This window comes from Micromonospora sp. NPDC005291, from assembly GCF_040607415.1.
Taxonomy (GTDB): Bacteria; Actinomycetota; Actinomycetes; order Mycobacteriales; family Micromonosporaceae; genus Micromonospora.
This window is the reverse complement of record NZ_JBEXGR010000025.1, coordinates 78,963-91,303: the sequence shown is the minus strand read 5'-3', so window position 1 is coordinate 91,303 and position 12,341 is coordinate 78,963. Positions and strand designations below refer to the sequence as shown.

The window sequence follows — 12,341 nt, the reverse complement described above, 5'->3', positions numbered from 1 at the left end:
CCCGGGTCGAACCGGTCGAGGCGGCCACCGCCGCGTTCACGGCGCTGGAGGGTGGCGGCGTGATGAAGGTGCTGCTCGACCTGCGGGAGCCCACCGGTCGGTTCGGGCCGGTCCTGGTCAGACGCGGGTGAGGCGTACGGCGTCGGCGACGATCAGGCCGGTGGCGCTGCTCCACCGGCTCACCGCCACCCGGTTGGCATCCCCGGCGGGCAGTGTGAACGTGCCGAGGGATCGCCACTGCCCGCCGGTGGCCCGCTGGTCGACGATGACCGTCCGGTTGCCGGTGGTGGTGGCGACGATGTACGGGGTGGCGCCGTTGTAGCCGGAGGTCGCCGGCCACCAGGCGTCGACCCGGTAGTTGGCGGTGGCCGGGACGTTGAACTTGTACCAGGCGGCATCGCTGGCCGCGACCGGCTCCGCGTACCGGTAGTCGGCACCGTATCGCTGGGTGGAGTAGGTCGACACGCCCCAGCTGGCGCTGGCGGTGAAGCGACCGGCGGTGGTGTTGTCCACGATGGAAGACCACGCCGGAGGGTTTCCGCCCGACATCTTCGCCGCCACGTCGGCGCGCATCACGTTCAGGTCGATGAACGATGGGTCGATCTTGCCGCTGGTGCTGGTCTCCCGGTGCCCCCGGGCGTAGCTGCTGTTGCGGCCCAGCCGGGTGAGCACGGCGGCGGTGGCGGCGATCGACGCGTTGTACTGCGCGGCGGTCATCTCCTGGTTGACGCCGTTGTAGTCGATCTCCCACCCGATCATGAGGGTGTTGCCGTCCCCGGCCGGGATCGGCCCGCTGCCGCCGCTGGCCCCGGCGTGGTTGCAGCGGCCCGCCGAGATGACGTGGAAGACGCCGTTGTAGTCGACGAGCGCCTGGCAGAGCGGGCCGGGCAGGTCGGACCGGCCATTGATGCAGATGCCGAGCGCCGGGTGCGGGTTGCTGGCGCTGGAGGTCGAGGCGGTGTGGTGCCAGAGCACCCCGATGGGGTCGAAGGAGCCCGGCCGCATCCGGTTGAGCCAGTCTCCCTCGACCACGACCTGGACTCCGGCGGAGCGCAGCACGTCCACCAGCCAGGGAACCGTCGCCATCAGGCGTCCTGGAGCAGATCAGCGAGGCACTCGGCCTTCGGCGCGGCGCTCGCCGGGGTGGGTCGGGCGACGACGGTCAGCGCGGCGGCCACCAGGGCGGGGATGCCGAGCACCCCGCGGCGGCGCAGGCGAATGGATGGTGATCGGGCCATGGCGGTCCTCCAGCGACGGCGGGTTCGAACGGATCGACGAACGCGATGACGGGCACGCTATACCGTCATGAGCATCTATGTCGATACCCTTCAATCTCAGGCCGCGCACTGAAGGATTTCGCCGAATCAGGCGTCGCCGAGCGCGTCGATGTCGCGCATCTCCTCCGCCGTCAGCGAGAAGTGGAAGACGTCGAAGTTGGCGGTGATCCGCTCCGGGGTCACCGACTTCGGGATCACCACGATCTCGTGATCGATGTGCCAACGCAGCACCACCTGCGCCGGGGAGACACCGTGCGCGGCAGCGATCCTGGTCAGCACCGGGTCGCTGAGGTCGCTGGTCTTGAACGGGCTGTATCCCTCCAGCACCACGCCCCGGTCCCGGTGCTCGGCGTGCCGCTGCCGGTCGTACAACGCCGGGCTCCACCGGATCTGGTTGACCGCCGGGTTCTCCTCGGTCGACTGGATCAGCTCGTCGATCTCCCCGGTGCTGTAGTTGCTCACCCCGACCGCACGGGTGAGGTTCTCGTCCCGGGCGGCCAGCAACTCTCGCCACAGGGGGATGCTGTCCGCCGGCGACGACGGCGGCCAGTGGATCAACCAGAGGTCCACCTGGTCGACGCCGAGCGCCTCCAGGCTGGCCTCCAACGTCGCGCGCTCCCGGCCGACCCGGTCCGGTGGGAGCTTGGTGGTGATGAAGACGTCCTCCCGTCGCAGCCCGCTCTCCCGCACCGCCCGGCCGACCTCCCGCTCGTTGCCGTACATGGTGGCGGTGTCGAGGTGCCGGTAGCCGGTGTCGAGCGCTGCCAGCGTCGCCTCGTAACCGGCCTGGCCGGTGGCCTGCCAGGTGCCGAAGCCGAGTAGGGGCATCCGCACGTCCCCGGGGAGCAGGGCGGTGGGCTGGTCGGTGAGGTCCATGAGGTCCGTTCTACCCCGCCGCGCCCCCGGCCGCCGAGCGAACCGGACACTCCGGCATCCAGCGCGATGGTCCGGATTGCCGGAGAATGCGGATGTGACCGACCGGCTGGAGGAGTACCGGCGACGGCGGGACGCGGCCCGTACGCCCGAGCCGGTGCCGGAGCGGGCTCCCGCGGCGGCCGGCCCCGACGGCGACACCGCCCGCTTCGTCATCCAGCAGCACCACGCCCGCAGCCTCCACTGGGACCTTCGCCTGGAGCACGAGGGGGTGCTCGCGTCCTGGGCGGTGCCGCGCGGCCTGCCCCGCGACCCGGGCCGTAACCACCTCGCCGTGCACACCGAGGACCACCCCATGGAATACCTCGACTTCTCCGGCGAGATCCCCGCGGGCGAGTACGGCGGCGGCCGGATGGTCGTCCACGACCGGGGCACCTACCGGTGCGAGAAGTGGCGCGACGACGAGGTGATCGTGACGCTCTCCGGTGACCGGACCGCCGGCCGCTACGTCCTCTTCGCGACCGGAGGGCGGGACTGGATGGTCCGGCGCACCGACCCGGCGCCGCCGGGCTGGACGTCGATGCCCGAACTGGTCCGCCCGATGCACGTCACGCCCGCCGCCAGGCTCCCCCGGGACCGCGCCAACTGGGGGTACGAGCTGCGCTGGGACGGGGCCCGGGCGATGGCGTACGTCTCCGGCGGGCGGTTGCGGCTGCTCTCCGAGACCGACGAGGAGATCACCGGCGGGTATCCGTGGCTGCGGGCGATGGCCGAGGCGCTCGCGCCCACCGAGGCAGTGCTCGACGGTGTGCTGGTCCGCATCGATGACGCCGGCCGGGTCCGCCCGATCCGCCCGGCCAGCGGCAGCCGGGTCCCCGCGGGCGCCCAGTATCTCGTGGTCGACCTGCTCTGGCTTGAGGGCGTGAGCAGCGTCGACGTGCCGTACGCGCAACGCCGGGAACTGCTCGATGGGCTGGCCTTGGCAGGTACGCACTGGCAGACTCCGCCGTGGTTCCCTGGCGCGGGCGACGAGGCCCTGCGTGCCGGGCGGGAGCAGGGTCTGCCGGGCGTGGTCGCCAAGCGGCTGGACTCGGTCTACGAGCCGGGGCGGCGCAGCCGGCGATGGCTGAGCATCGACGCGGTCTGACGGCGAGGAGCGACGTGTACCTGACGCACCTGGACTGCCCGCGCTGCGGCCGGGAGCACGCGGCCGACCAGTTGCAGAACCTCTGCGAGTGCGGCTCACCGCTGCTGGCCCGCTACGACCTGCCGGCCGTGGCGAAGGCGGTCACCCCGGAGCGCTTCGGGCTGCGCCCGGCCGACCTGTGGCGCTACCGCGAACTGCTGCCGGTCGCCGACCCACGGCACGTCACCACGCTCGGCGAGGGCTGGACGCCGCTGCTGCGCGCCCCGGCGTACGGCGCCGAGATCGGCATCGCCGACCTGATGGTCAAGGACGAGGGGTTGATCCCGACTGGCTCGTTCAAGGCGCGCGGCGCGGCGGTCGGTGTGAGCCGTGCCCGTGAGCTGGGCGTCGAGCGGATCGCGATGCCCACCAACGGCAACGCCGGGTCGGCCTGGGCCACGTACGCGGCGCGGGCCGGGATGGGTGCGACCATCGTCATGCCGCTGGAGGCGCCGGGCATCTGCCGGCGCGAGTGCGTCGCCGCCGGTGCCGACCTGCGCCTGATCGATGGGCTGATCAGTGACGCCGGTCGGCGGGTGTCCTTGCTGATCGCGGAGTCGAACGGGGCGATCTTCGACGCCGGCACGCTGCGCGAGCCCTACCGGCTCGAGGGCAAGAAGACGATGGGGTACGAGATCGTCGAGCAGCTCGGCTGGCAGACGCCCGACGTGATCATCTACCCGACGGGCGGCGGTGTCGGCCTGATCGGCATCCACAAGGCGCTGCACGAGCTGCGTGAGCTGGGCTGGATCGGCGACAAGCTTCCCCGGCTGGTGGCGGTGCAGTCGACCGGCTGTGCGCCGATCGTGCGGGCGTTCGCCGCCGGCGAGGATCGGGCCGAGCCGTGGGCGGACGCGCACACGGTGGCGTTCGGCATCACCGTGCCGGCGCCGCTGGGCGACGAGCTGATCCTGGCGGCGCTGCGGGAGTCCTCCGGCACGGCCGTCGCCGTCGACGACGCGGACATCCTGGCCGACCTCCGGGACTTCGCCGCGCGGGAGGGGCTGCTGCTCTGCCCGGAGGGAGCGGCCTGCCTGACCGCGGCGCGGCAACTGCGCGCCGGCGGGTGGATCCGGGCCGGTGAGCGGGTGGTGGTGCTCAACACGGGCGCTGGGCTGAAGTATCCGGACACGGTCGACGTGTCTGGCGTACCCGTGCTGGTGTGAGACGGCGGGCACCCCGCGGACCATGCGGTCCGCGGGGTGCCGGCGTGCCGGCCTACTGGTAGCTGATGTCCGACGGTGAGTAGAGGCAGTTGACGCCGTCGGCGCCCTCGCCGATCTCGGTCGGCTCGTCGCCCTTCGGCACACCCCGGTACTTGACGCAGATCGAGGTGTCCCGGTCCGGGTCGTCGACGATGGTGATCCGGCTGAACCGGGCGGTGTCGCCCCAGTTGGTGTTGATGCCGGCGATCGCGTCGGTGTTCCGGACGATCACGTTGTCGATCACCACGTGCCGCTGGTACGACGTGGAGCAGTTGCCGCAGGCCCGGTAGAGCTTCCCGGCGTTCTCCACCCGGAAGTTCTTGATGTAGACGGTGCCCGAGCCGTTGTGCTGGAAGACCTTGTCGCTGGCGGAACGGGCGCCGCCGCCGTCGACGGTGTACGTGGTGCCGCCGCGGAAGGTGGCCGCGTCCTCGCCCACGTCCTCCCACCAGACGTTGATCAGGGTGCAGTTGCCCTCGCAGTGCACGCCGTCACCGGCCGGGGCACCGATGATCACGTTGCGCAGGGTGGCGCCGGCGGCCAGCTCGAACATCGGGTCCTGGCTCTCGCTCTGCCCGCCGTCACCGATGCCGTAGTAGCGCTTGAGCCCACCGTCGAAGGTGCCGGAGACCGGGATCGTGGCGTCCACCTTCTGGCTGCCGGTGGGCGTCGGCCAGCCTGCGGGTGGCGGGGTGGTCGGGCCTGGCGTGGTGGGCGGCGGCGTGCTCGGTGGTGCGGTGGTCGTCGGGGGTGTGGTCGGGGTGCCGCCGCCGGAGGAGTCGACCGTCACGTCGTCGAAGCCACCGCTGGCGTACGCGGTGACCAGGCCGATCCGGCCCGCGCCGGCCAGGCTGTTGCTGCCGGAGGCGATCTGCGTGCCGTTGACGAAGCCGCGGATGGTGCTGCCGCTGGCCTCGATGCGCAGCGTGTACCAGGTGCCGGTGCCGATGCCCAGCGACGCCGAGCCGATGGCGGTGATGGCGCTGCCGTTGACGGCCTGCAACTCGGCCCGGCCGGAGCCGAGCAGGGCCAGCCGGTACATCTTCGTGCTGCTGGTGGACCGGGCGGCCAGCCCGACCAGGGCGCTGGACGAGCCGAAGCTCGCCGGCCTGACCCGGGCCTGCACGGAGTAGTTGGTCCAGCTGGTCTGGCCGGCGAACTGCCGGGCCAGCTCGCTGCCGGCGTTGGACTGGTTGAGCACGCCCGAGCCGTCGACCGCCCAGGTGCCGCCCGACTTGGACCAGCCGGACGTGTTGCCGTCGTTGAAGTCGTCGCTGAAGACGGTGGCCGCGAAGGCCGAGGTCATGCCGGCGGCGAGGGCCGCCACGGTCACGCCGGCGCCCACCGCCAGCAGTAGTGGTCGTCTGCCGGGGAGTCGTCTCTTCTGCACAGTTGTCCTCCTTGACGCATGTGGTGGCGATCCCTCGACCGTCCAGCTGGGACGTGTCGGCACGGCGTGCTGCCATCGCCTGGGATCGGTGCGCGCCCCGTCGGATGCCCGTGTCCGAAGCGGGGTGAAGCGGGATCAAAGACCTTGGGAAAGGGCTTTCCCGCTCCTTCGAGGCTAGAACTGCACAAGCATCAGCGTCAATGCCTTGCGCTTGCAGGTCTGTTGCAGGATTTCGGCCGGGAAGAGGCCCGACCGATCAGTAGCTGTCCGGCTTGGTCAGCCGCCAGGCCGCGTTGATCAGCCCGATGTGTGACAGCGCCTGCGGAGTGTTGCCGAGCTGCACCCCGGTGGTCAGGTCGATCTGCTCGCTGAACAGGCCGAGATCGTTGCTGTGTCCGGCCACCCGCTCGAACAGCTCCTCGGCCCGCCGCTGCTCACCCGCCATCACCAGGCACTCGACCAGCCAGAACGAGCACAGCAGGAAACCGGCGGGGTCCGTCGTCCACCGCCGCAGCAGCCCGTCCTCAGTGCCCAGCTCCCGCTCCACCATCGCGATGGTCGAGCGCATCCGCGGATCAGTGGCCGGCAGGAAATGCGTCACCGGCAGGGCGAGCACCGAGGCGTCCAGCTCCGCCGACCCGAACGCACCGGTGAAAGCCCCGATCCGGTCGTTCCACCCCTCGCGCAGCACCACCTCGCGGATCTCGTCGCGTACGCCGGCCCAGCGACGTGGGTCGGCGCGTTCACCGAGCCGGTCGGCGAGGCCAACCGCCCGGTCCATGGTGAGCCAGCAGGACACCTTCGACGAGACGTAGTGCCGCTCCTCGTCCCGGGTCTCCCAGATCCCCCGGTCCGGGAGATGCCACGTCGAGGCCACCTGCTCGGTCAGCCCGAGCACCATCTCCCGCAACTCGTCCTCGAACGTCGCGCCGAGATAGTCCCGCAGCCGCCACACCGCCGACATCACCTCACCCGGCACGTCGAGCTGCCGCTGCCGCCAGGCGTCGTTGCCGCTCCGGACCGGCATGCTGTCGCGGTATCCGCGCAGGTGCGTGCAGTGGTGCTCGGAAAGGTCCCGCTCGCCCTGCACCCCGAAGAGCACCGGCACCGGCTCGTCGCCAATGCGGCCGATCGAGCGGGTCGCCCAGGCGAACAGCCGGGACGTCTCGTCGGGGCAGGCTGCCACCCAGAGCGCGCGCAACGTCAACGAGAAGTCCCGCAGCCAGGAGTAGCGGTAGTCGTAGTTACGGTCGCCGCCGATCTGCTCCGGCAGCGACGTGGTCAGCGCCGCGACGACCGCGCCGCTGCGGGCGTACGTGAGGCCGGTCAGGACCGTCGCGCTCTGTCGGACCAGGTCGGGGTACCGGCCGGAATACCCGTGCATCTCCCGGTACGCCTCCCAGGCCTGCGTCGTCTCGGCGAGCACGGCGACCGGGTCCAGCCGGGCCGGTGGGTCGCCGTACGCCTCGCCGAACGCCACGTCCATCCCGATCACCTGACCGGCGGAGACCTCGAACTCGTGGGTCACCCGGTCGACGCCCGCCCGCAGGTGCAGACCGCCGGCGCGCAGCACCAGCACCACCGGGCCCGCGGCGGCCAACACCCCGCCGTCCGGCTGCTCGTGCAGGTACGGCGTGAGCAGGCCGTACTCCGGCCGGGGCGCGAAATCCAACGCCATCCGAACCCGCCCGGACAGCCCCTCGACCACCCGGATCAGCACGGCGGGTGAGTTCATGCCCAGCTCGTGAGCGCGGGCGCCCATCTCCGCGGCGAGGGCGTCGGTGACCGCCACGCTGCCGTGCGGCGTGTGGTGCACCGTACGCAGCACGAGCGTGTCCGGCTGGTACGCACGCTCGACCCGGTGTCCCGGCCGGCCGACACCGACCGGCGCCAGCCGGAAGTGCCCGGCGTTCGGGTCGAGCAGCCGCCCGAAGACGGACGCCCCGTCGAACCGATGCGGGCACCACCAGTCGATGGAGCCGTCCTTGCCGACCAAAGCACCCGAACGGGAATCCGAGAGGAATCCGTAGTCGGAGATCGCCGGCTGCTGCTCCACCCGCCGCGGGTACCCGCATCGGCCCGGATCAGACCGCTGCCGGACCGATCACTCGGTCGGTGGCTCGTCCTTGCCCGCCGCCTCGGCCGCGTCGGCCTCTTTCTTGGTCTTGTGCACGGCCTTGTCGGCGTGCTCCGGCGGGCCGTAGACCGTGTACAGCACCAGCGGGTTGGGACCGGTGTTGACGAAGTTGTGCTTGGTCCCCGCCGGCACCACGACCAGGTCGCCCGCGACGACCTTCCGCTTCGCGCCAGCAACCCGGGCCTCGCCGATGCCGCTGACGAAGGTCAGAATCTGGTCGATGTCCTCGTGCACCTCCTCGCCGATCTCACCGTCGGCGGGGATGGTCATGATGACCAACTGGGTGTGCTCACCAGTCCACAGCACCCGCCGGAAATCCGGGCTCTTCTCAGCGACAGTCGCGATCGTGAAATGCTCCATGCCCACCCTCATACCCCGTTCGGCAGCGCGCCACGCCGGGACTCGCAGATGATGGAATTCCTCACGGTCGGCAGGTTTGGATCCGCGCGGACCGGGGATCGACAACGCTGACCGGCGCGCACGGCCGGTCGAGCCAGGTCCCCGCCGGCGTACCGCCGAACGGCTGCGGTGGTGGGAGACGGCCAGAGCGCGGCGACGTTCTCGACCACGGTCGAAGCGGCGCCGTGCGCTCTTTTCGACTAGCGGTGCAGCCAGGTGAGCAGGTCGGGCGGGGCCAGCGCCGCCGTTCGCTCCTGGTAGCGGGCCTGCGCCGCCGCGTCCAGCAGGTTGCGTCCCTGCCCCGAGCCACCCTGGCGGAAGAACGCCCGACGGTCGCGCAGCACGCCGAGCGTGTCCGGGGCGAGCCGGTCGGCGCGCTCCCGCATCCGACCGAAGGTGGCCGCCTCGACCAGCTCAGGCCAGCTCTCGGGAGAGACCGGGATGCCCCACCGGTCGGCGAGCCGGCGCATCTCACCGCCGAGGTCGGCCAGCAGGTCGTCGTAGTGCACCAGGTCGACGTTCGGCTCGTGCCGACGGGCCCAGGCGTCGCTCAGGTGCAGCATCACGCCGGGCAGCGAATCCAGCTCGGCGCGCGGGTCCACGTCCCGGTCGACCCAGCTCGGCAGCCACTGCTGCACCGGGAGGCGCTCCCGGTGCGGCCCGGTCGGAGCGGGCTGGCCGGTCAGCTCGGCGAGGCGCACCCGGTCCAGGTTGCCGGCCTGGTGGTAGAGGGAGACCGCCATGTCCAGCGGGTGCCGGGCCACCACCACGTAGTGCACCCGGGGGTCGAGTGGCACCCCGTCCAGCGGGGTGTGCGTCTTGATGAACCGCCGGTGCGGCTGCGCGGCCAGCCGGTCGTACACCGCGTCCCGCGGCTCGGCCAACCAGTCCAGCCACGGCGACAGCACGGTCAGCGGCGCCGGCAACTCCGGAGTGCCCAGCACCAGGAGCGCTGAGATCATCTGCATCCAGGTCGTGCCGCTCTTGGACCGGGTGCTGATCACGATGTCGCCGTCGCGAAACGGGAAACCGGCCCACCGGGCGCTGTCCTCGTCGTCGGATCGGTAACGGTGAGCTGGTGTGAGCATCGGAGGAGCGTAGTCGTCGAGCCGACAGCCGAGCAGCCGAATTCCGACTCGGCGAGCTGTGACGCATGCACATGCCTGGCTAGATTGAATTATGGTGCCCGCCCACGGGGGCCGGGCGGCGGAACCGGTCTACCGCCCCATCCTCGCCAGCCGACGAGGCGAGCTGGAGGCCTTGAGCCACCTCGACCCCGCAGCCGCCGCACTGGTCGCCCCCATCCTGGAGATCGGCACGGTCGAACGATCCACCATGGACAGTGTCCGCCGGCTGCCCCCCGGGCTGCTGCCGGCCATCGACGTCAGCGCGCTGCCCGACACCCCCGAGGCCGAGTTGAGCCGTTGGGACGTACCCCTGGTGCCGGTGATCGGGCTCGCGGAGAGCGACCGTCGGCTGGTCGCGCACGGCGCGGCGGCGCGCGCGTACGACAGGCGGGCGCTGGTCCGGCTGCGGGCCGGCCAGGACCGAGCCGGGCCGGACGCGAGCACCACCGCCGTGGAACGGATCTGGCGGTTCACGGCCCTCACCCCCGAGGAGTGCGACCTGCTGGTGGACGCGGGGGACGTGTGCTGCCCGGCGGACGTGCGGGCAGCCGAGCCCCGGGTACGCCACCTGCTGGACTGGGCGCGCCGGCACGCCTGGCGGTCGGTGACGGTGGCGGCGGGCGGAATGCCGCCGACGCTGTCCCGGTTGCCCACCGACGAGCCGATCCAGCTCGACCGCTGGGACTGGCAGCTCTGGCAACGGCTGGCCGACGCCGGGGTCGACTACGGCGACTACGGCGTCCGCCCGGCCATGCCGGGCACCGGTGACACCAGCGACAAGTTGCCCACCGTGCGATACACCGACGACGGCAGCTGGTGGGTCTACCGCTGGGCGCGGCGGGGCGGCAGGGGCGACGACCGGTTCGCCGACCTGTGCCGCACGCTGGTGTCGGCACCGCACTGGCCGAGCACCGGAGCCGCCTTCTCCTGGGGCGACCACGAGCTGCTGCGCCGGGCCCGGAGAGGCGCAGGCGCCGGCTCGGCCGCCAACTGGGCGGCGTGGAGCACGTCGCACCACCTGGCGCACGTGCTGACCACGCTGGTGCGGCCGGACGGTGACACCGACCCCGAGTGGCGACGCAGGTCGGAGCCACCGCAACGGGGACGGTCGACCCGCCGGGCGAGTTGAACCCCTCGCTTACTGCTGCTCGGTGAAGCCGAACTGGATGATGCCCTCGTCATCCACGGTGGCGTCCACCGACGCGTCACCGAGCAACTCGGCGGCGTTCTCGTCCAGGAAGATCCGGGCACCCTGGTTGTCGACCACCCGGTCGCCCTGCACCGGCTCGGGCACCAACTCCACGGTGAGCGAGCCGGCCTCGGCGTCGGCGGCGATGCGCACTCCGCCGTCCTCGGCGACGTCCTGCTGGTTGGCGAGGTCGCGGATGACGAGCACGGCGTTATCGGTCATGGTGAGCATTGGCGGAACTCCTCGTGGATTCTCGGCTCGCGGTCGGACACTGCGCAGACCGGACAGTCGGCCCGCGTACGAGCACGCGTGGGAGGCGACAGGAGGGGCGAAGGGTCATCGCCGTCGCATCGAATCGGGGCAGCTGAAGGCCCCGTCAACTCCACCGTGCCCGCTGACGGGCGATCCGTCAAATAGAGCCAGGTCAGTCGAGAGCGGCGGCCGGGGCCAGCCAGGCGCGAATCTCGTTGACCGCCGCGCGGCCGGCCCGGTTGGCTCCGATCGTGCTGGCCGAGGGGCCGTACCCGACCAGGTGGATCCGCTCGTCGGCGACCACTCGGGTGCCGTCCATCGTGATACCGCCGCCCGGCGCGCGCAGGCCCAGCGGGGCGAGATGGTCGATGGCGGCACGAAAGCCGGTGCACCAGAGGATCACGTCCGCCGGCACGAACCGCCCGTCCGCCCAGACCACCCCGTCGGGTGTGATCCGGTCGAACATGGGTAGCCGGTCCAGGACGCCACGCTCGCGCAGTCGGCGCACCTCGGGGGTGACCGGCAGCCCGGTCACGCCCACCACGCTGCCCGGGGGGCGACCGGCCCGTACCGCCTCGTCCACCCGGGCGACCGCGGCGCGGCCCAGCTCCGGACCGAACTCTCGCTCCTTGAACTCCGGCGGCCGGCGGGTCACCCACGTGGTGGCCGCCGCGACGGTGGAAACCTCACCGAGCAGCTGCACGGCCGAGGTGCCGCCACCGACAACCACCACCCGGAGGCCGGCGAACTCGGCCGGACCCCGGTAGTCGGCGGTGTGCAGCTGCCGGCCCCGAAACGACGACCGGCCCGGGTAGTGGGGCCAGAACGGCCGGGTCCAGGTGCCGGTCGCGTTGATCAGGGCGCGGGCGGTCCACCGATCGTGGTCGGTGGAAACGTCCAGTCGGCCGTCCGGGCGGGAGTGCACCGCGCGGACCCGCACCGGCCGCCGCACCGGCAGGTCGAATGCCCTCTCGTACGCGGCGAAGTAGGCGCTTACCTGCTCGGCCGCCGGGCGCTGCGGTTCGGCGGGCGGGAGAGGCAGCCCGGGCAGGTCGTGGAAGCCGTGCACCCGGTCGAAGACCAGCGTCGGCCAGCGGTGCTGCCAGGCCCCGCCGGGCCCGTTGTCGCCGTCGAGGATGACGAAGCCGCTGTCGGGGAGGAACCCGGTGCGGCGCAGGTGGTAGCCGGCGCTCAGGCCGGCCTGACCGGCGCCGATCACCACGACGTCCGCAGAGTGGGTGTCCACGTGGGGTGCAACGCCCCGGTGCTCACCGCTGTGCCCACTACAGGCCGTCGCGCCGGTCAC

Annotated in this window: 12 protein-coding genes; 3 read left to right on the top strand and 9 right to left on the bottom strand. The window is 71.9% G+C overall.

Going from position 1 to position 12,341, the window contains the following annotated elements; genetic code table 11:
- Positions 1-117 precede the first annotated feature (117 nt).
- From ABZT18_RS27125 to ABZT18_RS27115, 3 genes are all read right to left on the bottom strand, one after another.
- On the bottom strand, positions 118-1,086 hold the full coding sequence (locus ABZT18_RS27125; RefSeq protein ID WP_354996332.1) for an N-acetylmuramoyl-L-alanine amidase: 969 nt from the start codon (positions 1,084-1,086) through the stop codon (positions 118-120).
- Positions 1,086-1,238, bottom strand: coding sequence for a hypothetical protein (locus ABZT18_RS27120; protein WP_204943577.1), 153 nt, complete (start codon positions 1,236-1,238; stop codon positions 1,086-1,088). Before ABZT18_RS27120 ends, ABZT18_RS27125 begins: the two co-directional genes overlap by 1 nt.
- Before the next feature lie 126 nt (positions 1,239-1,364).
- Positions 1,365-2,153 (bottom strand): aldo/keto reductase, encoded by a 789-nt coding sequence (locus tag ABZT18_RS27115; protein ID WP_354996330.1) that lies wholly within the window; start codon positions 2,151-2,153, stop codon positions 1,365-1,367.
- Between the two features lie 94 nt (positions 2,154-2,247).
- Here ABZT18_RS27115 and ABZT18_RS27110 point away from each other — a divergent pair, with 94 nt between their 5' ends.
- Complete coding sequence (locus ABZT18_RS27110) at positions 2,248-3,297, top strand: DNA polymerase ligase N-terminal domain-containing protein (protein ID WP_355252829.1); 1,050 nt, start codon at positions 2,248-2,250, stop codon at positions 3,295-3,297.
- Between the two features lie 14 nt (positions 3,298-3,311).
- The gene (locus ABZT18_RS27105) at positions 3,312-4,502 is read left to right on the top strand and encodes a threonine synthase (protein ID WP_355252826.1); all 1,191 of its coding nucleotides are present in this window, start codon (positions 3,312-3,314) and stop codon (positions 4,500-4,502) included.
- A gap of 52 nt (positions 4,503-4,554) precedes the next feature.
- On the opposite strand, the gene ABZT18_RS27100 is transcribed toward ABZT18_RS27105, so the two are convergent.
- From ABZT18_RS27100 to ABZT18_RS27085, 4 genes are all read right to left on the bottom strand, one after another.
- Positions 4,555-5,931 carry a pectate lyase gene (locus ABZT18_RS27100; RefSeq protein WP_355252823.1) on the bottom strand — a complete coding sequence of 459 codons (1,377 nt, stop codon included), beginning with the start codon at positions 5,929-5,931 and terminating at the stop codon, positions 4,555-4,557.
- Positions 5,932-6,187: 256 nt separating this feature from the next.
- Positions 6,188-7,987, bottom strand: a complete 1,800-nt coding sequence (locus tag ABZT18_RS27095; RefSeq protein WP_354996326.1) for a glycoside hydrolase family 15 protein — start codon at positions 7,985-7,987, stop codon at positions 6,188-6,190.
- Positions 7,988-8,035: 48 nt separating this feature from the next.
- Positions 8,036-8,428 carry a cupin domain-containing protein gene (locus ABZT18_RS27090; protein ID WP_354996325.1) on the bottom strand — a complete coding sequence of 131 codons (393 nt, stop codon included), beginning with the start codon at positions 8,426-8,428 and terminating at the stop codon, positions 8,036-8,038.
- Positions 8,429-8,667: 239 nt separating this feature from the next.
- Positions 8,668-9,555 (bottom strand): sulfotransferase domain-containing protein, encoded by an 888-nt coding sequence (locus tag ABZT18_RS27085; RefSeq protein ID WP_354996324.1) that lies wholly within the window; start codon positions 9,553-9,555, stop codon positions 8,668-8,670.
- Positions 9,556-9,646: 91 nt separating this feature from the next.
- On the opposite strand from ABZT18_RS27085, the gene ABZT18_RS27080 reads away from it, so the two are divergent.
- Positions 9,647-10,723, top strand: a complete 1,077-nt coding sequence (locus ABZT18_RS27080) for a hypothetical protein (RefSeq protein WP_354996323.1) — start codon at positions 9,647-9,649, stop codon at positions 10,721-10,723.
- Between the two features lie 9 nt (positions 10,724-10,732).
- On the opposite strand, the gene ABZT18_RS27075 is transcribed toward ABZT18_RS27080, so the two are convergent.
- Positions 10,733-11,014, bottom strand: a complete 282-nt coding sequence (locus tag ABZT18_RS27075; RefSeq protein ID WP_354996322.1) for an adhesin — start codon at positions 11,012-11,014, stop codon at positions 10,733-10,735.
- A 193-nt stretch (positions 11,015-11,207) separates the two neighbouring features.
- Positions 11,208-12,281: an NAD(P)-binding domain-containing protein gene (locus ABZT18_RS27070; protein ID WP_354996321.1), complete on the bottom strand. Its 1,074-nt coding sequence runs from the start codon at positions 12,279-12,281 to the stop codon at positions 11,208-11,210.
- Between the last annotated feature and the right edge of the window lie 60 nt (positions 12,282-12,341).